The 20849-nt window shown below is 70.4% G+C and carries 22 protein-coding genes; 12 read left to right on the forward strand and 10 right to left on the reverse strand.

Annotation, left to right across the window (positions count from 1 at the left end; all coding sequences use genetic code 11):
- Positions 1-12: 12 nt before the first annotated feature.
- Positions 13-1206, reverse strand: a complete 1194-nt coding sequence (locus tag AB852_RS28210) for an RtcB family protein (protein ID WP_073793015.1) — start codon at positions 1204-1206, stop codon at positions 13-15.
- 199 nt (positions 1207-1405) lie between these two features.
- On the opposite strand from AB852_RS28210, the gene AB852_RS28215 reads away from it, so the two are divergent.
- The 3 genes from AB852_RS28215 (at position 1406) to AB852_RS38080 (ending at position 5159) form a co-directional block, all read left to right on the forward strand.
- Positions 1406-2392 carry a DUF3558 domain-containing protein gene (locus AB852_RS28215; RefSeq protein ID WP_342748506.1) on the forward strand — a complete coding sequence of 329 codons (987 nt, stop codon included), beginning with the start codon at positions 1406-1408 and terminating at the stop codon, positions 2390-2392.
- 133 nt (positions 2393-2525) lie between these two features.
- Entirely contained in the window at positions 2526-3398 is an 873-nt protein-coding gene (locus AB852_RS28220; RefSeq protein ID WP_245876954.1) for a DUF3558 family protein, read from the forward strand.
- A 60-nt stretch (positions 3399-3458) separates the two neighbouring features.
- Complete coding sequence (locus tag AB852_RS38080) at positions 3459-5159, forward strand: DUF2637 domain-containing protein (protein WP_107499370.1); 1701 nt, start codon at positions 3459-3461, stop codon at positions 5157-5159.
- Between the two features lie 9 nt (positions 5160-5168).
- Here AB852_RS38080 and AB852_RS28230 read toward each other — a convergent pair whose 3' ends face one another.
- From AB852_RS28230 to lysS, 5 genes are all read right to left on the reverse strand, one after another.
- Positions 5169-5384, reverse strand: a complete 216-nt coding sequence (locus AB852_RS28230; RefSeq protein WP_073793017.1) for a hypothetical protein — start codon at positions 5382-5384, stop codon at positions 5169-5171.
- A gap of 338 nt (positions 5385-5722) precedes the next feature.
- A complete protein-coding gene (locus tag AB852_RS28235) occupies positions 5723-6109 on the reverse strand; it encodes a GntR family transcriptional regulator (protein WP_073793018.1) in 387 nt (128 codons plus the stop codon).
- A 31-nt stretch (positions 6110-6140) separates the two neighbouring features.
- The gene (locus tag AB852_RS28240; protein WP_073793019.1) at positions 6141-7127 is read right to left on the reverse strand and encodes an ABC transporter permease; all 987 of its coding nucleotides are present in this window, start codon (positions 7125-7127) and stop codon (positions 6141-6143) included.
- Positions 7124-8104, reverse strand: a complete 981-nt coding sequence (locus tag AB852_RS28245) for an ABC transporter ATP-binding protein (RefSeq protein WP_073793020.1) — start codon at positions 8102-8104, stop codon at positions 7124-7126. The genes AB852_RS28240 and AB852_RS28245 overlap by 4 nt, the downstream gene beginning before the upstream one ends.
- Before the next feature lie 1156 nt (positions 8105-9260).
- Positions 9261-10991 (reverse strand): lysine--tRNA ligase, encoded by a 1731-nt coding sequence (lysS, locus tag AB852_RS28250; RefSeq protein WP_073793021.1) that lies wholly within the window; start codon positions 10989-10991, stop codon positions 9261-9263.
- A gap of 326 nt (positions 10992-11317) precedes the next feature.
- On the opposite strand from lysS, the gene argS reads away from it, so the two are divergent.
- Together argS and AB852_RS28260 are read left to right on the forward strand one after the other, a co-directional pair.
- Positions 11318-13096: an arginine--tRNA ligase gene (gene argS, locus AB852_RS28255; protein WP_073793022.1), complete on the forward strand. Its 1779-nt coding sequence runs from the start codon at positions 11318-11320 to the stop codon at positions 13094-13096.
- A 268-nt stretch (positions 13097-13364) separates the two neighbouring features.
- Complete coding sequence (locus AB852_RS28260) at positions 13365-13850, forward strand: beta-class carbonic anhydrase (RefSeq protein WP_073793023.1); 486 nt, start codon at positions 13365-13367, stop codon at positions 13848-13850.
- Positions 13851-13924: 74 nt separating this feature from the next.
- On the opposite strand, the gene AB852_RS28265 is transcribed toward AB852_RS28260, so the two are convergent.
- Positions 13925-15181, reverse strand: coding sequence for an aminotransferase-like domain-containing protein (locus tag AB852_RS28265; protein ID WP_079184976.1), 1257 nt, complete (start codon positions 15179-15181; stop codon positions 13925-13927).
- 171 nt (positions 15182-15352) lie between these two features.
- On the opposite strand from AB852_RS28265, the gene AB852_RS28270 reads away from it, so the two are divergent.
- Positions 15353-15763, forward strand: a complete 411-nt coding sequence (locus AB852_RS28270) for an NUDIX hydrolase (protein ID WP_073793025.1) — start codon at positions 15353-15355, stop codon at positions 15761-15763.
- 52 nt (positions 15764-15815) lie between these two features.
- On the opposite strand, the gene AB852_RS28275 is transcribed toward AB852_RS28270, so the two are convergent.
- Entirely contained in the window at positions 15816-16226 is a 411-nt protein-coding gene (locus AB852_RS28275; RefSeq protein WP_073793026.1) for an ATP-binding protein, read from the reverse strand.
- Positions 16227-16337: 111 nt separating this feature from the next.
- On the opposite strand from AB852_RS28275, the gene AB852_RS28280 reads away from it, so the two are divergent.
- From AB852_RS28280 to AB852_RS28295, 4 genes are all read left to right on the forward strand, one after another.
- Positions 16338-17159: a helix-turn-helix domain-containing protein gene (locus AB852_RS28280; RefSeq protein WP_073793027.1), complete on the forward strand. Its 822-nt coding sequence runs from the start codon at positions 16338-16340 to the stop codon at positions 17157-17159.
- Positions 17156-17398 (forward strand): DUF397 domain-containing protein, encoded by a 243-nt coding sequence (locus AB852_RS28285; RefSeq protein ID WP_073793028.1) that lies wholly within the window; start codon positions 17156-17158, stop codon positions 17396-17398. The genes AB852_RS28280 and AB852_RS28285 overlap by 4 nt, the downstream gene beginning before the upstream one ends.
- A gap of 99 nt (positions 17399-17497) precedes the next feature.
- Complete coding sequence (locus AB852_RS28290) at positions 17498-17815, forward strand: DUF397 domain-containing protein (RefSeq protein WP_073793029.1); 318 nt, start codon at positions 17498-17500, stop codon at positions 17813-17815.
- The gene (locus tag AB852_RS28295; RefSeq protein WP_107499371.1) at positions 17812-18351 is read left to right on the forward strand and encodes a UTRA domain-containing protein; all 540 of its coding nucleotides are present in this window, start codon (positions 17812-17814) and stop codon (positions 18349-18351) included. Before AB852_RS28290 ends, AB852_RS28295 begins: the two co-directional genes overlap by 4 nt.
- A 38-nt stretch (positions 18352-18389) precedes the next feature.
- On the opposite strand, the gene AB852_RS39955 is transcribed toward AB852_RS28295, so the two are convergent.
- Entirely contained in the window at positions 18390-18563 is a 174-nt protein-coding gene (locus AB852_RS39955; RefSeq protein WP_178391131.1) for a hypothetical protein, read from the reverse strand.
- Between the two features lie 88 nt (positions 18564-18651).
- Between AB852_RS39955 and AB852_RS28300 the strand changes: the two genes are divergently transcribed.
- Positions 18652-19125, forward strand: a complete 474-nt coding sequence (locus tag AB852_RS28300; RefSeq protein ID WP_073793030.1) for an NUDIX domain-containing protein — start codon at positions 18652-18654, stop codon at positions 19123-19125.
- Between the two features lie 40 nt (positions 19126-19165).
- Here AB852_RS28300 and AB852_RS28305 read toward each other — a convergent pair whose 3' ends face one another.
- Positions 19166-19783, reverse strand: a complete 618-nt coding sequence (locus tag AB852_RS28305) for a hypothetical protein (protein ID WP_073793031.1) — start codon at positions 19781-19783, stop codon at positions 19166-19168.
- 286 nt (positions 19784-20069) lie between these two features.
- Here AB852_RS28305 and AB852_RS28310 point away from each other — a divergent pair, with 286 nt between their 5' ends.
- The gene (locus AB852_RS28310; protein WP_245876958.1) at positions 20070-20777 is read left to right on the forward strand and encodes a hypothetical protein; all 708 of its coding nucleotides are present in this window, start codon (positions 20070-20072) and stop codon (positions 20775-20777) included.
- Positions 20778-20849: the final 72 nt, after the last annotated feature.

Consider the following 20849-nt stretch of genomic DNA (forward strand, 5'->3'; position numbering starts at 1 on the left):
CCGGCCGCCCCGTCAGCCCTTCACACAGACGACCTGCTTCAGCTTGGCCACGACCTCGACCAGGTCCCGCTGCTGCTCGATGACGTGCTCGATCGGCTTGTACGCGGCCGGGATCTCGTCCACGACACCGGAGTCCTTGCGGCACTCCACACCCCGGGTCTGGTCCGCCAGGTCCTGCGCCGTGAACCGCCGCTTCGCCGCGTTGCGGCTCATCCGCCGTCCGGCGCCGTGCGAGGCGGAGTTGAACGACTCCTCGTTGCCCAGACCGCGCACGATGTAGGAACCGGTCCCCATCGAGCCCGGGATGATCCCGAGGTCGCCGGAGCCCGCCCGGATCGCGCCCTTGCGGGTGACCAGCAGGTCCATACCGTCGTAGCGCTCCTCCGACACGTAGTTGTGGTGGCAGGAGATCTCCGGCTGGAAGGTGACCTTGGCCTTCTTGAACTCACGGCGTACGACGTCCTTCAGCAGCGACATCATCAGCGCCCGGTTGTACTTCGCGTACTCCTGCGCCCAGAAGAGGTCGTTGCGGTACGCCGCCATCTGCGGGGTGTCCGCGACGAACACCGCGAGGTCACGGTCGACCAGGCCCTGGTTGTGCGGGAGCGACTGGGCGACGCCCATGTGGTGCTCCGCCAGTTCCTTGCCGATGTTGCGCGAACCGGAGTGCAGCATCAGCCAGACGGCGTCCTGCGAGTCGACACAGACCTCGACGAAGTGGTTCCCCGAACCCAGCGTGCCCATCTGCTTCGTCGCGCGCTCCTGGCGGAAGTGGACGGCCTGCGCGACCCCGTCGAAACGGGTCCAGAAGTCGTCCCAGCCCGCCGTGGCGAAACCGTGGAAGCCGGTCGGGTCGACCGCGTCGTCGTGCATGCCCCGGCCCACCGGGATGGTCTGCTCGATCTTCGAGCGCAGCCGGGAGAGGTCACCGGGCAGATCGTTGGCCGTGAGGGACGTCTTCACCGCAGACATCCCGCAGCCGATGTCCACCCCGACCGCCGCCGGGCACACCGCGCCCTGCATCGCGATCACCGAGCCGACCGTGGCGCCCTTGCCGTAGTGCACGTCCGGCATGACCGCGAGGCCCTTGATCCACGGCAGCGTCGAGACATTGCGCAGCTGCTGGAGCGCGCCCTCCTCCACGGTGGCCGGATCGGCCCACATCCGGATCGGTACCTTGGCCCCCGGGACTTCTACGTACGACATAGCGCCCTCTTTCCCCCGTAATCGTTCAAAAGTTTGTAAGCGCAAATACCGGAGCCAAGGTCCATGAATGGGATGACGGACCGGCGTCCACGGCCATGCGTGCGATACACATAATGTCGGTCGACCTGTCCCCGGCGGCAAGCGAATAAGCCCCGCCGAACCTCCGCGCCCCCGGCGCGACCCGTGTCGAGAGGAGCGCATGACCGTGCAGCGGAAGGCGTACGTACCGGGCGTCGCGGTGCTCCTCACGGCACTGCTCGCCGGCTGCACCGCCGGCGACGACAGCGGCGGTTCCACCGGTGACGCCAAGCAGGGCGACGCCGGAGCGGCCGTCCCGGCCGCCGAGCCCGGCCGCTACCGGACCCTGCCCGAGCCGTGCGGCGCCCTCAGCCGGAGCACCCTCGACTCGCTGCTCCCCGGTATCAAGGAGAACCCGGACGAGGAGCAGCGGAACAAGGCGTACGAGGGCACCGCGACCGCCACGTACGACACGGACCGGCGGGTCGGCTGCCGCTGGAAGGCGGAGTCGGCCGCCGCCACCCACCATCTGCTGGTCGATCTGGACCGGATCGTGTCCTACGACAGCGACGTCAGCGACGACCAGCGCGCGGAAGAGGTGTACGCGGACAAGGAGAAGGCCGCGGAACTCCCGCCGTCCGGCACCCCGTCCGCGGGAGCGTCGGACGCCCCGGACCCGTCGTCGTCCACCGGTCCCGCCACCGCGTCCGGGAAGAGCCCCGCCGGGGAGACGTCCCCGAAGCCGGACGGCTCCCCCGGCTCCAGCGCCCCGACCGGCTCCGGCGAACCGGACGACGCGGGCGACGCGAGCGCCTCCGGCAGCACGGACGGCCCCGGAGACACGGACAGCACCGGCAGCACCGGCAGCACCAGCAGTGCCGACAACTCCGGCGAACCGGACGACGCGGCGACCGAGGACGACCTCACCGCCCTGCTGCCCCGTGTCCTCGACGACCTCGGTGACGCCGCCTTCGTCGACGACGCCCTCGGCAGTCCGGGCTCCACACAGCGCCGCACGGTCACTGTGGTGTTCCGCACGTCGAACGTGGTGGTGACGATCGAGTACGAGGCCCAGCCCACCGTTCCCGGCGAGCCGCCGAGCAGCAGGGAAATGCAGGACAGGGCGCGGAACCTGGCCGCGCGGCTGGCCGAGCGGCTCAGCAACTGACGGTCCGCCGGGCAGCCGCCGGACCGCCGGGGAACCGGATGTCACGGCCTCGGCGGTCACCTGTTCGGCGTACCGTGGCCCACCGGACCCCCCGCAACGACGACCGATGCACAGCGTCACGAGTGAAGGAACCATGCACCGACCAGCACAGCGACTCACCCGCGTTCTCGCCTGCGCAGCCGCCGTAACGGTGATCATCGGCGCGTCCGGCTGCTCGTCCGACTCCGGTTCGGACGACGCGGGGAAGAAGACCCCGGCGAACGCGTCGGCGTCCGGCGCCGCCACCTCCCCGAGCGGCGGGTCGTCGGCGCCGAAGGTCCCGGAAGCGGCGTACGCCAAGCTCCCCGACCCCTGTGAGTCGCTGGCGAAGAAGACCCGCGAGGATCTCGTCCCCAAGGGCGGCGCGGGCAAGGCCAGCACCTCCGACGACACCGCCACCCGCGGCACCTGCTCCTGGAGCAGCCTCGACAACAACGGCGTCAAGGGCTCGCAGTTCCGCTGGCTGAACGTGTCGCTGCTGCGCTTCGACTCGGACCAGACCCGTGGCGCGGGGGACAAGCTGGCGGGCGAGTACCTGGCCAAGCAGGTCAAGGACGCCGAGGCCACGAACGGGGCGAAGAAGCTCGGCACCACCCCGCTGTCCGGCACGGGCGACGAGGCGCGGACCGTGCGCTACGACCTGAAGAAGAAGGAAGGCGACTTCAAGCAGCAGACGGTCGTCGCCCGGGTCGAGAACGTCGTGGTCACCCTCGACTACAACGGCGCCGGACTCGCCGGGGACAGGACGCCGGACGCCGCCGCGCTCACCAAGTCGGCGGAGCGGGCCGCCAAGGAGGTCGTGGCGGCGGTCGTCGCGGCCAACGAGAAGGACGCGGCGCCCTCCGCGAGCGGCGACAAGGGCAAGCCGAAGGACAAGAGCGGGGACAAGCAGGCGGACGCGGACGGTGGCGCCGGAGCCTCCCCCGAGGCCCCCGCGAAGAACAAGTCCCCGAAAGCCACCTCCTGACACCTGCGGCACCTGTGTCACGCTGTTGCGCGCAACAGCAGAACGGGGAGGGGAGCGACGGTGGCCGGGAAAGTAGAGCTGACACGTACACACCGGATTCTGATCGGGGTGGTCGTCGCCGGCGCGGTCGTCATCGCGGGCATCGGCTTCGCGGGGTCGTACGCGGCCGTCCGTGAGCTCGCCCTGACCAAGGGCTTCGGGAACTTCAGCTATGTGTTCCCGATCGGCATCGACGCGGGCATCTGCGTACTGCTCGCCCTCGATCTGCTGCTGACGTGGATCCGTATCCCGTTCCCGCTGCTGCGGCAGACGGCGTGGCTGCTGACGCTGGCGACGATCGCGTTCAACGGCGCCGCGGCCTGGCCCGACCCGCTCGGCGTGGGCATGCACTCGGTGATACCGGTGCTGTTCGTGGTGACCGTGGAGGCCGCGCGGCACGCGGTCGGCCGGATCGCGGACATCACCGCGGACAAGCACATGGAGGGCGTGCGGCTGACGCGCTGGCTGCTCTCCCCGGTGCCGACGTTCCTGCTGTGGCGGCGGATGAAGCTGTGGGAGCTGCGCAGCTACGACCAGGTCATCAAGCTGGAGCAGGAACGTCTCGTCTACCGGGCCCGGCTGCGGTCCCGCTACGGCCGTTCCTGGCGCCGCAAGGCCCCGGTGGAGTCACTGATGCCGCTGCGGCTCGCCAAGTACGGGGTACCGCTGGCGGAGACGGCCCCCTCGGGGCTGGCGGCGGCCGGTATCGAACCAGCCGTCCTCCCGCCGGTCGCCCCCCAGGGCCAGGTCACGGCCCCCGGACCGGTCGCGGCCCCCGCCCCGGCCCTGGGCCGCGAACCGGAACGCCAGTTGGCCCCCGCGCCCCGGCGCGCACCGGAACCCGGCGCGGAGCCGGGCACGGAGCCCGGCAGGGAACCGGAACCCGACCCCGGACCCGAGCCGGAGCCGGAGGAGGGCCTGAGCCCCTGGTTCAAGCAGCAGCAGCAACAGCAGCGGTACGAGGGCGGCTACGACCCGTCCTCGTCGTACGAGCCCCCCGCGCAGTACCAGCAGTGGTACGACGAGCAGGACCAGTACGAGAGCCAGCAGGGCCGCCGCTACCAGGACGAACGCGGGTTCGAGGACCAGCGGGCGTACGAGGACGGCCAGGCTTTCGAGGACGGCTTCCGGGGCGACGGCCACCAGGGCGACGGCCACCGGGGTCAGGAGTACCCGCAGCCGGAGTACGTACGGCCGGAGCCGCCGCGGCCGGGGTTCCATGTCCCGTCAGGACCGGGCCAGACCCGGCCGCTCGGCCATGGGACGATCCCGGGCCCACGGGCGGAACGGGATCCGCAGGACAACGGCTTCCCGGTACCGGACGGTACGTTCCAGAACGGAGCGGCCTATAACGGAGCGGTTCCGAACGGCACGGCCTCGGACGGTACGGCGCCCGATCCCTCGGAGGCGCGGCTGGGGGAAGCCGTCGACGCGGCCGTCGAGGGTGTCGGGCAGGGCGTCGGGCAAGGCGACGGTCAGGGTGCCGTGGAGGCGCTGCGGCCGGACTCCCGCTTCCCGGAGGGGATGTCGCAGGAGAACGCCTACTACCAGGTGTTCCGGCAGTCGACGAAGGGCCAGGGCAGTATGCCGACCCCGGCGTCCTTCGGCGCGGACATCAAGTCCACGTACGGGATACAGGAGAGCGACGCCGCGCTGAAGCGCTATGTGAAGTCCTTCGGCGACCGTCTCAACACGGAGATGACCGAGGAGCACATCGCCTGACGGCGGGGTTCAGCGTGCGGCGCGGACCTTGTCCCGCTTGCGGGAGATGTCCGCCCAGATGCCGAGTGCCAGTCCGCCCACGAGAATGACGGCGTACGCGGCCGGGGACAGGTCGAACCAGTGGTGGAGCAGGCCCTGCGGGCCGTCCCCCCACACCGGTCCGAGCAGACCCAGTCCGCCCTGGATTCCGACGATCCAGCCGGTCCATGCGCAGATCTCTTTCATGCCTCCAGCATGACCCCGGGGCCCCCGGGATCTCGTCCTGCGCGCGGGGGAGACGGGGGTACATCGAACGGTGCAGGGCCCTTCCGGGCGGGCCGCAGGGGGGGCGTCCGGGTCACCCTCGGTCGTGCCCCCGGGTTCCTGTGCTGAGCGCGCTTGTCCCTGTGCGGTCGGGTTTCCTGTGCTGAGCGCGCTTGTCCCTGTGCAGGTCGTTCGTGGGGTGCGCAGTTCCCCGCGCCCCTGAGGTGCTGCCCCATTGCGGTCGCTCTTCGGGTGCGGGGCGGTTCTCGTCCTTTGCGCAGTTCCCCGCGCCCCTTTGGGGCGCCCCTGGGGTTCGGGGGTCAGGGGGGCGGGAAGCGTTGCTCCAGTGTGGCGTCCAGGAGTGCCTGGACGTCCTCCCGTTCCATCCCCGTCGCCCGTGCGTCGTCCATCCAGGCGACGAGCTCCGCGGTCAGCCGCGCACCGTCCTCCGAGGGCGGACGCGCGAGGGACTGGCTCACGAACGTACCGACCCCGGGCCGCGGCTCGACCAGCCCCTCGCGTTCGAGCTCCCGGTACGCCTTGAGCGTGGTGTTGGGATTGACCCGTGTGGACGCGGCGACCTGCGCCGCGGTGGGCAGCCGGTCCCCCTCGACCAGGATGCCCATCCGCAGTGCCTGCTTGACCTGCTGCACGATCTGGAGATACGTGGCCATGCCGCTGCGCCGGTCGATCCGGAACTCGACCATGGTCACCCCTTCGTTCTTCCCACGTGCCGCCTCACAGCGACTTGCGCCGCATCCAGAACACCGTGGCGACGAGCATGGCCGCGGTCATCGCCAGCAGTACCGCCGTCATGGACCACTGGATGCCGGGCAGCTGATCGAGCTTCACATAGTCGATCACGTCGTTCACGATCCCATGCTTCTTCACGCACGCGTCGCTCTCGGCCTCCGTCATCAGGACGCATTTGCCCCATCCGTGCAGGGTGCCGTCCGCGCTGCCGACCCAGTTGTCCACCTGGATCTCACCGGACTTCAGCTCCGGGGCGTCCCCGCCCAAGGGGTACGTGAGCTGGTGGAAGGTGACGAAGTATTCCGGCGCCCGGTCCTTCAGCGTCTGGGCTCCCAGGACGAGTACGAGGAAGGTGACGCCCATCGCGGCGACGGAGCGCCGCAGGACCGCCCCGGCGAGGATGCCGAACGCGGTGCTGAAAAGGGCGAGCGCCACCGGGACCGGGCCCGTGGTGGCGATGACGTCGCTGGTCCACCAGTTGCCGTGGGAGAAACGGGTGTCCACCGAACGCCACACCCAGGTGAAGGCCACCGACATCAGGGCCGTGGTGACGGCGACGACCAGCAGCGGCAGGGCCAGCATCGTCATGACGACCCGCAGGCGCGCGACCGACTGCGTGGTGATCAGCCGCAGCGTGTTGTGCTCCTGCTCGGCGGCGAGCAGCGGGGCGCCGAGGAACACCCCGAGGATCGCCGGCAGGAAGGCGAGCAGGAAGAAGGCGGTGCCCATGCGTTCCTCGTGGTGCGGCAGCAGCTGGCCGGGCTTGGCGGCGGCCTGCGGCGACGCCAGGAAGTCGGCGAGCATTCCGTGCAGGTACACGGAGTACCCGGCGAACAGGACGGTGACGCCGATCAGCAGCAGCAGCACGGTGCGGTTGCGGCGCCACACCACCCAGCTCGTCCCGCGCAGGAGCCCGCGGGCCGGGGCGGCGGCGCGGTCGCTCGGCGCCGCGGTGGTCGTCAGGGCGCTCATGCGGCCCTTCCCTTCTGCGGGGCCGCCGGGGCGGTGGCGGGGGCGGTGACATCGGCGCCGGGGGTGATCAGCGCGGGCGCTTCGGCGGAGCGCAGATAGGCGAGCAGGACCTCTTCGAGGCTCGGCTCGACGCTCTCGTACGCGTCGACGGCGTCCGTTCCGGGCCGGATCAGGGCGGTGAACTGGCGTCCGGTGATCCGGGACTCGATCACGGTGTGGCGCTCGGTGAAGACGGGCGGCAGCACTCCGTGGTCGTCGTGACCGGAGCCGGGGCCCGGGTCGGCGAGTCCGGTGACGAGCCGGTGGGCGGGGATCAGCTGGTCCGCGTAACCGGCCATCCGGAGACGGCCGTCGGCGAGGACGACCAGGTGGTCGCACATCTCCTCCAGCTCCGAGAGGAGGTGCGACGACATCAGTACGGTCAGTCCGCGTTCGGTGGCCTCCGAGAGGAGCAGCGCGGAGAGCTCGTGCCGGGCGAGCGGGTCGAGGTCGGCCATCGGCTCGTCGAGGAGGAGGAGTTCGGCCCGCTTGCCGAAGGCCAGTGCCAGCGCCACGCGGGTGCGCTGGCCGGAGGAGAGCGTGCCGATCCGGGCGCCGAGCGGTACCCGGCCGGCCTCCACGATCCGCTCGGCGGCGGCCTGGTCCCAGCGGGGGTTGAGCTCCCGGCCCAGGCGCAGGGTCTCGGCGACGCTGAAGCCCTTGTAGAGCGGGCGTTCCTGGTCCACGAAGGCGACGCGCTGGAGCGCGGCGGGGTCGCTCACCTCCGTGCCGAAGAGGCGCAGGCTGCCGGTGGTCGGGCGCAGCAGCCTCGCGGCGATGCCGAGGAAGGTGGACTTTCCGGCGCCGTTCGGGCCGACGAGTGCGCTGATGCAGCCTGCCGGCAGGCGGAAGGAAGCGTCACGCAGGGCCCAGCCTCGGAGGTACTTCTTGCCCAGGTCCAGAGCCTCGACGGCGTACGGGTGGGAATCGCCGCTCATTCAGGTCCCCCGTTTCACTAGTTAGTTAGTGGAATGATGCGATGCGGAGAGTATGGGGGTGCGGCACGCTGCGAGTCAAAGGGGTCCGCGGGTCGCCTTCGCTTGCGCTTCCCAGGTCTGTCCGGCGGGACGCACTTGTCCCTGTGCCGTCGCTCGTGGGTTGTGCGCAGTTCCCCGCGGGTCGCCTTCGCTTGCGCGTCCGAGGTCTGTCCGGCTGGGCGCACTTCGTCCCTGTGCCGTCGCTCGTGGGTTGTGCGCAGTTCCCCGCGCCCCTTTGGGGCGCGTCCGGTCGGTTCTTCGGGTCGGTGCCGGTCGGGATTCTCCGTCCTCGATCCGACACGCTCGGTACGACGTTCCGTGACTCGACTGAAGAGCATCGGAGTCTGCGGGCAGAGATTCCCGCCCACCCCCTCCCGCAGCCGAGCGCCCGCACGAGGAGGATGGTCCAACCCCGTCCCCGCAGACGGAGAACAGCCCCAGGTGGCGCCTCCAAAGGGGCGCGGGGAACTGCGCAAAAACGAGGACCGGCCCGCACCCGAACAGCGCCCGCAAGGGGGCACCACCCAGGGGCGCGAGGAACTGCGCACCCACGACGTATCGGCACAGGAACAAGTACGCCCAGGTGGGGAACCCAAGGGGCGCGGGAAACTGCGCGAAACCACCGAAGTACCCACACAGGAACAAGCACGCCAAGCACAAAAAACCCAGGGGCGCGAGGAACTGCGCACCCACGAACGGCCCGCACGGGAACAAGTACGCCCAGGTGAGACGACCCAAGGGGCGCGGGGAACTGCGCACCCACGAACGGCCCGCACAGGAACAAGTACGCCCAGGTGAGACGACCTAAGGGGCGCGGGGAACTGCGCAAAACCACCGAAGTACTGGCACAGGAACAAGCAGGCCAAGCACAGGAAACCCAGGGGCGCGAGGAACTGCGCACCCACGAACGGCCCGCGCAGGGACAAGTACGTTCACCCGGACGGACCTGGGAAGCGCAAGCGAAGGCGGCCCGCGGGGAACTGCGCACCCCACGAGCGACGGCACAGGGACAAGTACGCCCAGCACAAGAAACCCCGGGACCCGGGCGCCCCGGGAACGCGAAGGGCCCCGTCCTGGGGAGGACGGGGCCGAGGGGTGGGTGGGCGGGAGAGAACCGCTAGCCGGCGAGCAGCTTCCGCACCCGCCCCGCCCCCACCGCAAGCAACAACGTAGGCAACCGCGGCCCCGTGTCCCGCCCGACCAGCAGCCGGTACAGCAGCACGAAGAACTCCCGCTGCGCGGCCTTCAGCTCAGCGGTCGGCTTCGCGTCGGGCGCGAGCCCGGCCAGCACCTTCGGCACCCCGTACACCAGCCCGGTGAGCCCGTCGAGCGACCAGTGCGAGTCGAGCCCGTCGAGGAGCAGCCGCAGCGACTCCCGCCCGCGCTCGTCCAGCGAGCCCAGCAGCTCGGTGTCCGGCTCCCCGCGGACCACGGTCCGCGCCTCGCTCGGCACATACCGCAGCGTCCACGCCTCGGCCTTGTCGAACCGGGGCCGCGCCTCGTCCAGCGAACCCAGCGGACGCTCCGGGTCCAGCTCGTCGAGAATCCGCAGCGCCTGGTCGGCATGACCGCCCGTGATGTCCGCGACGGACGCGAGCGTCCGGTACGGCAGCGCGCGCGGCGTCGCGGGCAGCTCACCCGCGGCGGTCCCGACGGCCCGCGCGTACGCCGCCGCGTCGGCGGGCAGCACCGACCCGTCCGCGACCTTCGCGCCGAGCTTGTCCCACTCGTCGTACAGCCGCTGGATCTCCTGGTCGAAGGCGATCTTGAACGACTGGTTCGGGCGGCGGCGCGCGTACAGCCAGCGCAGCAGCTGCGGTTCCATGATCTCCAGCGCGTCGGCGCCGGTGGGCACCCCGCCCTTGCTGGAGGACATCTTCGCCATGCCGGAGATGCCGACGAAGGCGTACATCGGCCCGATGGGCTGCTCCCCGCCGAAGATCGGGCCGACGATCTGCCCGCCGACCTGGAACGACGACCCGGGCGAGGAGTGGTCGACGCCCGACGGCTCGAAGATCACGCCCTCGTACGCCCAGCGCATGGGCCAGTCGACCTTCCACACCAGCTTGCCGCGGTTGAACTCGCTGAGCCGCACCGTCTCGCCGAAGCCGCACACGTCGCACGTGTACGCCAGCTCGGTGCTGTCGTCGTCGTACGACGTGATGGTGGTGAAGTCCTTCTCGCAGTTGCCGCAGTACGGCTTGTACGGGAAGTACCCGGCGGCCGTGGAGCCGTCGTCCTCACCGGCCGCGCCGGACCCCTCGGCGGCCTCGACCTCGGCCTCGTCCAGCGGCTTCTGCTGCTTCTTCGGCGGCGCCTTCTTGGTGCGGTACTGCCCGAGGATCGCGTCGATGTCGCCGCGGTGGCGCATCGCGTGCAGGATCTGCTCGCGGTACGCGCCGGCGGTGTACTGCCCGGTCTGGCTGATGCCGTCGTACTCGACGCCGAGCTCCGCGAGCGCCTCGGTCATCGCGGCCTTGAAGTGCTCCGACCAGTTGGCGTACGGGGAGCCCTTCGGCGCGGGCACCGAGGTCAGCGGCTTGCCGATGTGCTCGGCCCAGGACTCGTCCACGCCGTCGATCCCGGCGGGCACCTTGCGGTAGCGGTCGTAGTCGTCCCACGACAGCACATGGCGCACGGTCCGGCCCCGGCGGCGGATCTCGTCCGCGACCAGGTGCGGGGTCATGACCTCGCGGAGGTTGCCCAGGTGGATCGGGCCGGACGGGGAGAGACCGGACGCGACGACGACGGGTTTCCCGGGGGCCCGGCGCTCCGACGCCTCGATGACCTCGTCCGCGTAACGGGAGACCCAGTCGGTGGTCTCGTTGCTCTGAGCCACGATCGGCACGTCCTTCTTTCCCAGTGTTGACCCTGCGGCGCCGCCGGTGGGGCGGTCCGCCGTTCCGTCCTCGTACCGTCCGCCCGGCCCGCTCGCACGGTGGGCGGCGGCGTGGTCGGGCGCGGTGGTACGAGAGCGGTCCGCCCCATTCTCCCAGCTACCGCCGCAAGGGCGAAAACGGCTTTTCAGCGGGCGCGGGGCGCGTGGGATACTCGGAGCCTGTAGCCGTGCGCACTCCTCCCGGCCCGGCCGTGGGGCGAGCGGCGGCGGCTGCCCCAGATGCCTTCCAGCACCCGAAGGCACCTTCCGGAACCCGAGCAGAACGGCACCCCTCCATGGCCTCGGTCACGTCCCTTTCCGCTTCCGTCCACCAGCGCCTCGCGGCGGCCCTCCAGGCAGCCCTGCCGGAGTCCGGCGCCGCGGACCCGCTGCTGCGACGAAGCGACCGGGCCGATTTCCAGGCCAACGGCATCCTGGCCCTCGCGAAGAAGGCGAAGGCCAACCCGCGCGAGCTGGCCGGCCGGGTCACGGACGCCGTCCCGGCGGACGACGTGATCCAGGAGATCGAGGTCTCGGGCCCCGGCTTCCTGAACGTCACGGTCACCGACCGCGCGATCACCGCGAACCTCGCCGCGCGCTTCGCGGACGACGGCGGCCGTCTCGGCGTGCCGCACGCGGAGCACCCGGGCACCACGGTGATCGACTACGCGCAGCCGAACGTCGCCAAGGAGATGCACGTCGGCCATCTGCGGTCGGCGGTCATCGGTGACGCGGCGGTCCGGCTGATGGAGTTCACCGGCGAGACGGTCGTGCGCCGGCACCACATCGGGGACTGGGGCACCCAGTTCGGGATGCTCATCGAGTACCTGATCGACCACCCGCACGAGCTGGACCACCAGGGCGGCGCGGCGGACCCGGCCGAGGGCCGGACCGCGATGTCCAACCTGAACCGGCTGTACAAGGCCGCGCGGACACTCTTCGACTCGGACGAGGACTTCAAGGCGCGCGCCCGCCGCCGGGTGGTCGCCCTCCAGGCGGGCGACCCGGAGACCCGGGCGCTGTGGCAGCGCTTCGTGGACGAGTCGAAGCTCTACTTCTACTCGGTCTTCGAGAAGCTGGACATGGAGATCCGCGACCCCGACGTGGTCGGCGAGTCCGGGTACAACGACATGCTGGACGAGACCTGCCGCATCCTGGAGGAGTCGGGTGTCGCGGTCCGCTCGGAGGGCGCGCTGTGCGTGTTCTTCGACGACGTCAAGGGCCCGGACGGCAACCCCACCCCGCTGATCGTCCGCAAGTCGGACGGCGGCTACGGCTACGCGGCCACCGACCTGTCGGCGATCCGCGACCGGGTGTTCGGCCTCAAGGCGTCCACCCTGCTGTACGTGGTCGACGCCCGGCAGGCCCTGCACTTCAAGATGGTGTTCGAGACGGCCCGCCGCGCGGGCTGGCTGACCGACGACGTCCGCGCGGTGCAGCTCGCCTTCGGCACGGTCCTCGGCGCGGACGGCAAGCCGTTCAAGACCCGTGAGGGCGAGACGGTCCGGCTGGAGGACCTGCTGGACGAGGCGATCGACCGCGCCACGGCCGTCGTCCGCGAGAAGGACACCCTCGGGCAGCTCTCCGAGGAGGACATCAGCGAGCGGGGCCGCCAGGTCGGCATCGGCGCGGTGAAGTACGCGGACCTGTCCACGTCCGCGAGCCGTGACTACAAGTTCGACCTCGACCAGATGGTGTCCCTGCACGGCGACACCAGTGTGTATCTCCAGTACGCGTACGCCCGGAACCGTTCGATCCTGCGCAAGGCGGGCGAGGCCAAGCCGGTCGCGCACCCGGAGCTGACGCTGGAGGACGCCGAGCGCGCGCTCGGGCTGCATCTGGACCAGTTCGGCGAGGCGGTCACGGAGGCGGCGAAGGAGTACGCCCCGCACAAGCTGACCGCGTACCTCTACCAGCTCGCGTCGCACTACACGACGTTCTTCGACAAGTGCCCGGTCCTCAAGGCGGACACCCCCGAGCAGGTCGGGAACCGGCTGTTCCTCTGCGAGATCACGGCGGCCACCCTGCACCAGGGTATGGAGCTGCTGGGCATCCGGACCCCCGAGCGGCTGTAACCCAGCAGCCACGGAGTACACATTTCACAGGGGGCGCCTCCGGGCGCCCCCTGTGGCGTGTGCGCGGCCTCCCACGCCGGAGCGCGCTCCCCCGTCCGCGCCCTTTCATTTCGGCAGTATTGCCGGGCGTTGCGGTCCTGTGTACGCATTGACGCCGCTTCTTTCCTGTTCGATTTACCGCCCGCTACGGTGTCCCCGCCACAGCGGTACGGCACCCTGGGGCGTGTGGAATTCAGGGGGCCGGCCGTCATCGAATGCGAGGCACGAATTGACTGTGACAGATGAGTTCCTGGGGAACAACGAGACCTATGCGGCGGCGTTCTCCGGGCCCCTCGCCCTCCCCCCGAGGCGCAGGCTGGCGGTCGTGGCGTGCATGGACGCACGCCTCGACATCTTCTCGATCCTGGGCCTGCGCGAGGGCGACGCCCACATCATCCGCAACGCGGGCGGCGCGATCACCGAGGACGCCGTCCGCTCCCTGGTGATCAGCCAGCGGCTGCTGGGCACCCGCCACATCCTCCTCATCCATCACACGGACTGCGGAATGCTCACGTTCACCGATGACGAGTTCAAGACGGACATCCAGCACGAGGTCGGAATGCGTCCGTTCTGGTCCCCGGAGTCGTTCACGGATCTGGACGAGGACGTACGGCAGTCCATTCGCCGCATCAAGGCGAGCCCTTTTATCACCCATAAGAGCGCACGCGGATTTGTGTTCGATGTGGGCACCGGAAAACTCCACGAAGTGAAGTGAAGTGAAGTAAGTCTGGTGAGTGACGTGATGTGACGCGCACCAGCACGGAGTGATCCGCGCCGAAGCCGTGACGTTCAGCGGAACACCTTGCCGAGCCGTCGCAGCCCTTCCCGGATCTCGTCCGGGGTGTGCGTGACGAAGCAGAGGCGCAGGGTCGCCGGGTCCGGGGTGTCGCTGTGGAACGGCGCCCCGGGCACGTACGCCACATCGTGCGCGACGGCCTCCTTCAGCCGGGCCCCCGAGTCCTCACCGTCCGGCAGCCGGGCCCACACGAACATCCCGCCCTCGGGCCGGTTCCACACCGAACCCTCCGGCAGCGCGTCGGCCAGCCCGCCGAGCAGCGCGTCCCGGCGCTCCCCGTACGCGGCGGCGACCGTCCGCACATGGGCGTCCAGGTCCCGGTCCGCGAGATAGCGGGCCGCGGCGAGCTGGTTGACGGTCGGGGTGTGCAGATCGGCGGACTGCTTCGCCACGACACAGGCCCGCCGCAGCGCGCCCGGCGCCCGCAGCCAGCCCAGCCGCAGGCCCGGCGCCATCACCTTCGAGAAACTGCCGAGCAGCACGGTACGGTCGGCCGCCGCCTCCAGCGACGCGATCCACGGCACCCGCTCCCCCTCGAACCGCAGCTCCCCGTACGGATCGTCCTCCACGAGCCACAGCCCGCGCCGCGCCGCCACCTCCGCGACGGCCTCCCGCCGGGCGAGCGGCATCGTCCGGCCGGTCGGGTTCTGGAACGTCGGCACGGAGTAGAACAGCTTCGGCCGGTGCGCGGCGGCGAGCCGGTCCAGCGCCCCGGGGTCGACCCCGTCCCCGTCCCCCGGCACGGCCACGATCCGGGCGCCCGCGAACGCGAACGCCTGGATCGCCGCGAGGTAGCACGGCCGCTCCACGAGGACGGTGTCCCCCGGGTCTATCAGCGCGCCCGCGAGCAGGGAGAGCCCCTGCTGGGACCCGGTGGTCACCAGCACGTCGTCCGCCCCGGTGGCCAGCCCCCGGACGGTCGTCCGCTCCGCGAGCGCGGCCCGCAGCCCCGGTTCGCCCTCGGTGGTCGCGTACTGGAGCGCCCGCCCGGAGCTCTCCGCGAGCACGTCGCGGAACGCGGCGGCGACGCCCTCGTGGTCGAACAGCTCCGGCGCGGGGAGTCCGCCCGCGAAGTTCACGACCTCGGGCCGCGAGGTCACGGCGAGGATGTCCCGCACGGGTGAGCCGCCTGTCCGGGCGACCCGCGCGGCCAGGGGAGGCGGTTCCACGACGTTCCGCACGGTGACTCCTGAGGTTACGGGGGCCCGTCCGGCCCCGGCGGCTGTGCCGGGCACCCTAACGAGACGCATGCCACCTACACCCACCGTTCCGCGATCCGGACGATCGGGTCCACGCCGAAGGGGGGTGGATGCGGACGTGATGCGGGTGCCCGGAAAGTCGGCGCCCCGCTTCGTCCCCGTCGATACGATCTCCCCCGTCCTGGCAGTCCTGGCAGTCCTGGCAGTCCTGGAGGAGCAGACGTGACACAGCAGAACGCTGACGAGCGGCCCGGGGTCGCGGCGGCCATCATCGTGCACGACAACCGAGTGCTGTTGGTGCGGCGTCGGGTCAGTGAGGGCCGACTCTCCTGGCAGTTCCCCGCCGGGAAGGTCGAGCCCGGTGAATCACGCGAGGACGCGGCCGTACGGGAGACCCTTGAGGAGACCGGGCTGAAGGTGAAGGCCCTCAAACCGCTCGGCGAGCGCGTCCATCCGGCGACCGGACGGCTGATGTCCTACACGGTGTGTGAGGTCGTCAGCGGTACAGCGCATGTCGCGGACGCCGATGAGCTGGACGCGTTCGCCTGGGTCACCCATGACGAGATTCCCCAGTACGTCCCGTACGGACTGTTCGAGCCCGTACAGCAACACTTGGACGCTGCACTGGGCTGACCCGGCCCCCGATCCGGACGATCGGGTCCACACCGAAGGGGACAGGACCGCGTCAGGGCACCTTCCACTCGCACCACACGGCCTTGCCGCTTCCGCTCCCGTCCGGGTCCCGGTCCACACCCCAGGCGTCACTCGACGCGGCGACGAGCATCAGCCCCCGCCCCGACTCGTCCGGCACCCCCTCTCCCACACACGGCACCCCCGCGCCCCCGTCCCGCACCTCGACGCGCAACACCGCCCCGTCGTACCCGGCCCGCAGCCAGAACCCGTCGTCGCGCGGAGCGCCGTGCAGCAGCGCGTTGGTGGCCAGTTCGCTCACACACAGGACCACGGACCCGTGGAGCCCGGACAGCTCCCACTCACGGAGCAGCGCCCGCGCGAACTCCCGCGCGGCACGGACGGATTGCAGCTCACCCAGGAAGAACTTCGATCGGGTGAGGCTCAGTTGAGTTGACTCGTTCACATGGCAAAGATTGCGGAGCGTGATTACCGTGGTGCAGTGAGTCGCCCCGTACCGCTGTCAAGTACGGGGTGGGACAAAGGAGTCCGGGCTGCCAGTGAAAGTTGGGACCTCATGAGCCCCAGGAAACGTGCCAAGAACACCACATCGATGAAGATGCTCGGCCAGCAGCTGGCCGGGGCCCGCGTCGCCGCAGGCTACACACAGCGGACCCTCGCGGGGGAAGTGGGCCTCGACGAGGAGACGATCGCCTCGATCGAACAGGGCCGCCGTCCCCTGAAGCCGGACATCGCGGAACTGCTGGACCGCACCCTCGACACCAAGGGCCTGCTGTTCATCGGCGTGGACAACCTCCCCGAGATCGACCAGTTCCCCATGTGGGCCGAGCAGTACATGGCCCATGAGCGGGAGGCCGTGACGCTGTCCTGGTACGACAACCAGGTACTCCCGGGCCTGCTCCAGACCCAGAAGTACGCGAACACGGTTCTGCGTAACAGGATTCCGGCCTACGAGGAGTCCGAGATCGAGACGAAGACGGCTGGCCGAATGGAGCGCCAGCAGATACTCCACCGGAAGAACCCTCCGACGGTCAGCTTCGTGATCTGGGAACCGGTGCTGCGCCTCTCGCTGGGCGACCCGGCCATGCACAAGGGGCAGCTCAGCCATCTGCTGGAGTGCTCGCGGCTCCCCACCGTGGCACTCCAGTTCATGCCGATGGACAGCCCCTCACATGCCGGGCTGGACGGCCCGTTCATCATGCTGGAGACATCCGATCACCAGCACCTGGCGTACGCGGAGACGCAGCGTGGAAGCCAGTGGATCTCCGACCCGGAGACGGTGTCCATCCTCTCGCGCAAATATGCAATGCTGCGGACTCAGGCCCTCTCCGTCGAGAGGTCCCGGGACCTTCTGGACGATCTCCTGGGGGATCAATGAGCACCGCACGTCAGTGGTTCAAGTCGAGCTACAGCGGCGACGAAGGCGGCCAGTGCCTTGAGACCGCCTACACCTGGCACAAGTCCAGCTACAGCGGTAGCGAAGGCGGCGCCTGCGTCGAGATAGCCGCCTGCCCGGACACGATCCACGTTCGTGACTCGAAGAACCCCATCGGCCCGGAACTGGCGGTCGCGCCCAGCACGTGGGCGGCGTTCACCACGTACGCGGCCGAAGGCTGAACCGCGCAGCCGTACATCGTCCGAAAGGACATGGTTGGCAACCCGTCGCGACGCCGTCACAGTCGAAGCAGACAGGCGGCGTCGTCGGACGGAGTGGCCATGACCACGGAACGCGACTGGTTCAAGTCGACCCACAGCGGCGACGAAGGCGGCGAATGCCTCGAAGCGTCGTACACGTGGTTCAGGTCGAGCCACAGCGGCGACCAGGGCGGGCAGTGCGTGGAGACCGCGTACCGCTGGCACAGGTCCAGGTACAGCGGTGACGAAGGCGGCGCGTGCGTGGAGGTCGCCGCATGTCCCGCAACCGTCCACGTCCGTGACTCCAAGAACACCACCGGCCCGGAACTGGCACTCGCACCCACCACCTGGGCGGCGTTCACCACGTACGCGGCCTCAGGACCCGCCCGAGGACGATGACCAGCGAGCACGCCGACCGGTACCGGACCGCGCGAGGTACGGGACCGTCCACCCCGTACACCCGGGACCAGGGGATCGACTGGTCCGAGTACCGACTCGACAAGCGGTTCGAGCAGGTGCGGGCGGACGCGGAGCTGGCCGCGCTCTTCGGCTGTGAGCCCGGGGAGCGGCTGCTCGCCAGGCACTTCGTGTTCCACGACAACGACCAGCCCACCCAGATGAGCACCAGCTACGTGCGCTGGTCGGACGTGGCCGGCACACCCGTCGCGGACCCCATCAACGAACCCTGGCCGGGCGGCACCCGGGCGCAGCTCGCGACCTTGGGGATCAGCGTGAAGCAGGTCACCGAGTCGTTCACGGCGGCCATGCCGACGGAGCACGAAGCGGCGGTCCTGCGTATCGGCGCGGGTGTTCCGGTTCTGCGATACACCCGGCGCCATATCGCGGACACCGGCCGCGTCGTGGAGGTCGCTCACCCGATCGTCCGGCGCGGCGACACCACCGTCGTGGACTTCGTGATCGACCTGGACGACTGAACGGGCACCCGGGCCGGGTCGCACCGACGCTCAGCCCGTCAGCCCTCGTGCCGCGACGGCACCCGCGTGTAGCGGCGTACGACCGGCTCCAGGTAGTCCGCGTGCGGACCGGCCAGGCCGTCCAGGTCGTCCGGGGTGCGGACCAACGCGAGCGCGTCCAGCTCGGGTTCACGGCCCTGGGCGCGTTCCACCGGCTCATCGTCATGACGCATGCCGTCCCGGCCATTGCCGAACCGGCCCGCAGGCTTCGCGTTCTCGCGGGCGGTTAGAGTCCGGGCTGTGAACGAGCATGAGGCGAAGATGGCCCACCCCCGTATGGCAGCGGGCGCCCTCTTCTTCGATGAAGCCGGTCGTGTCCTGCTTGTCGAGCCGTCCTACAAGGACCATCTGGACGTTCCGGGTGGATATGTCGAGCGGAACGAGTCGCCCCTGCAAGCCTGTGTGCGCGAGGTCCGCGAGGAGTTGGCCATCACACCGCGTATCGGCCGGCTGCTCGTGGTCGACTGGGCGCCCAGCCCCGGGGAGGGGGACAAGGTGCTCTACCTCTTCGACGGGGGCCTGCTCGGCGTGGATCACCGCCGTCGGATCAGGCTTCAGGCCGACGAGCTGCGCGGCTACGGCTTCCACCACGCCGAACGGTTGCCGGAGCTCACCGTCCCCCGCCTCGTGCGCAGGATCAACGCCGGGTTCCAGGCTCGCGCGAGCGGCCTGACCGCGTATCTGGAACACGGTGAGGCGCCCGAAGCCGTATCGGGCAGCAAGCGGCGCCGGTGAACTTCCTGGGCCCCGCCCGGGTTCGTCCCCCCGCGACTTGTCATGGTGCAAGGGTTGGTGTGCCGCTGGGGTTCTCGGGGTGGCCGTAGCCGGTCAGGGTGAGGAAGTCGGCCTCGACGGGGGTCAGGTCCGCGATCAGGGCGTCGAGCGGGTAGGTGGCGACGAAGCGGGCCCGGGTGCTGGTGACGAGCAGGACCGCGAGGGGCTCTTCACCGGGCATGGGGAGACCGGGGTCGATGTCGCCGCCCCAGTACATGACCGGCGCTTCGGTGCCGGGGTGCGCGAAGCGGCCCGCACCGGCCAGCATCAGGAGGTCGGTCCGGGTGCGGGTCTCCTCGCCGTGGTAGTCGTACAGATAGACCTCAAGCGCCTCGTCACGGTGGCGGAGCAGGTCGTCGCCCCGTGCGGCGCGGGCGGCGAGCAGTTGCTGGGGGGTCTTGTCCCGGTCGGCGCGGATTCCGGCCACCGCCTGCGGGTAGTGGGCGGCGAGCGCGGTCATGTCCCAGTCGGGGTCGGCGCCGTCGACGGCCCACCCCGCGTACATCGCGGACGGGTTCTCGATGATGCCGAGGCCGGGCAGGGGTGTGCGCAGCCACGCGTCGAAGCCGTCGCGCGACATCGGTATCCGTGCCGCCAGCATGAACGAACGAGCGCCCATCGGGTGCCTCCTCGGGGCAACGGCGCGGGACCTGACCGGTGTCCGCCCGGCAAACCGGTATCCGGCCCGGAAGGCATCGGGTGCCCCGCACGATAGCCCCGCCCACCGACACCGCCTCGGGCCCGCGCGCTTCCTCGCGTTGGCGGAGGCTCGGTGGGGGGTGGTTGGATGCGGGACGCTCGCGCACGAGGGCGGGTGCGTACGTACCGCCGCGTTCACGTACGCCTCGCACCCGGCCAGGGCTGTGCGCGTCGCCGGTGGCTCAAGGAGGGGGCATCCGTTGTCCATGCATGTGATCGAGGACCTGGTCGCGGACTCGGTGCGGGTCCTGGACGGCCATGCCGGGCCGGACGATCCACGGGTGCGGGACCGGTTCGCGGCGCTGTACGGGTTCCAGGGCGGGTACGACTGCTCGTTCACGCACTTCCGGGTGATGGACATCTTGCTGCGGCGCGGGTTCACGTACCGCTTCCCGGTCGAGCGGCACCCCGACCACGCCGAGCGGAGCGCGTACTTCGGCGCCCTGACGGAGTTCACCGGTCTGCGCACGTTCGACGAGGACGCGCCCGGCTTCGACGGCTACGCATCCTGGCTGGAGGACGGCTACGTCGACCCGCCGTTCCTCTACTGCGACGCGGGCACCGCGCTGTGGCGGCGCATGGCCGACGCCGGTGAACTCCACGGACCCGACGCCGTCCCGCCGCGCCGGACCCCGCTGATCGACGTGGTCCGTGAGATCGCCGTCGCCGCCGAGAAGGAGCGGGACCACGATCTGATCGGCCTCTGGTACGCGTTCGGCTGCGAGACCCTGGTGAGCGGCCCGGCCGGGTGCCCCTCCGATGTCGGGGAGCTCGCGGAGATGCCCGCCGTACGGGATCTGCGGGCCGTGGTCCGCCGCACCGGCGCGCTGTCCGTCGCACGGCGGTCGCCGTACGCGGTCCCCGTGGAGTTCGCCGGTCACCATGAGCTCGAAGCCTGGTGGTGGGAGCTCTAGGGACACCCGGGCCGCCGGGCCGGAGGGGGCGGCGAGGGCGGGGGATGCGGATGCCGGGGCGACCGGCGCCGA

Origin of the sequence: Streptomyces uncialis (genome assembly GCF_001905345.1) — a bacterium.
Lineage (GTDB): Bacteria > Actinomycetota > Actinomycetes > Streptomycetales > Streptomycetaceae > Streptomyces > Streptomyces uncialis.

What these genes read in the sequence shown, in the direction of transcription:
- AB852_RS28240 (WP_073793019.1), bottom strand. Translation starts at nt 7,127, where the DNA reads ATGAGCGCCCTGACGACCACCGCGGCGCCGAGCGACCGCGCCGCCGCC.
- AB852_RS28280 (WP_073793027.1), top strand. Translation starts at nt 16,338, where the DNA reads ATGAGCCCCAGGAAACGTGCCAAGAACACCACATCGATGAAGATGCTC.
- AB852_RS28220 (WP_245876954.1), top strand. Translation starts at nt 2,526, where the DNA reads ATGCACCGACCAGCACAGCGACTCACCCGCGTTCTCGCCTGCGCAGCC.
- AB852_RS28215 (WP_342748506.1), top strand. Translation starts at nt 1,406, where the DNA reads ATGACCGTGCAGCGGAAGGCGTACGTACCGGGCGTCGCGGTGCTCCTC.
- AB852_RS28230 (WP_073793017.1), bottom strand. Translation starts at nt 5,384, where the DNA reads ATGAAAGAGATCTGCGCATGGACCGGCTGGATCGTCGGAATCCAGGGC.
- AB852_RS28295 (WP_107499371.1), top strand. Translation starts at nt 17,812, where the DNA reads ATGACCAGCGAGCACGCCGACCGGTACCGGACCGCGCGAGGTACGGGA.
- AB852_RS28210 (WP_073793015.1), bottom strand. Translation starts at nt 1,206, where the DNA reads ATGTCGTACGTAGAAGTCCCGGGGGCCAAGGTACCGATCCGGATGTGG.
- AB852_RS28290 (WP_073793029.1), top strand. Translation starts at nt 17,498, where the DNA reads ATGACCACGGAACGCGACTGGTTCAAGTCGACCCACAGCGGCGACGAA.
- AB852_RS28300 (WP_073793030.1), top strand. Translation starts at nt 18,652, where the DNA reads ATGGCCCACCCCCGTATGGCAGCGGGCGCCCTCTTCTTCGATGAAGCC.
- AB852_RS28235 (WP_073793018.1), bottom strand. Translation starts at nt 6,109, where the DNA reads ATGGTCGAGTTCCGGATCGACCGGCGCAGCGGCATGGCCACGTATCTC.
- AB852_RS28285 (WP_073793028.1), top strand. Translation starts at nt 17,156, where the DNA reads ATGAGCACCGCACGTCAGTGGTTCAAGTCGAGCTACAGCGGCGACGAA.
- AB852_RS28265 (WP_079184976.1), bottom strand. Translation starts at nt 15,181, where the DNA reads ATGCGTCTCGTTAGGGTGCCCGGCACAGCCGCCGGGGCCGGACGGGCC.
- AB852_RS28310 (WP_245876958.1), top strand. Translation starts at nt 20,070, where the DNA reads ATGCATGTGATCGAGGACCTGGTCGCGGACTCGGTGCGGGTCCTGGAC.
- AB852_RS28305 (WP_073793031.1), bottom strand. Translation starts at nt 19,783, where the DNA reads ATGGGCGCTCGTTCGTTCATGCTGGCGGCACGGATACCGATGTCGCGC.
- argS (WP_073793022.1), top strand. Translation starts at nt 11,318, where the DNA reads ATGGCCTCGGTCACGTCCCTTTCCGCTTCCGTCCACCAGCGCCTCGCG.
- AB852_RS28245 (WP_073793020.1), bottom strand. Translation starts at nt 8,104, where the DNA reads ATGAGCGGCGATTCCCACCCGTACGCCGTCGAGGCTCTGGACCTGGGC.
- AB852_RS39955 (WP_178391131.1), bottom strand. Translation starts at nt 18,563, where the DNA reads ATGCGTCATGACGATGAGCCGGTGGAACGCGCCCAGGGCCGTGAACCC.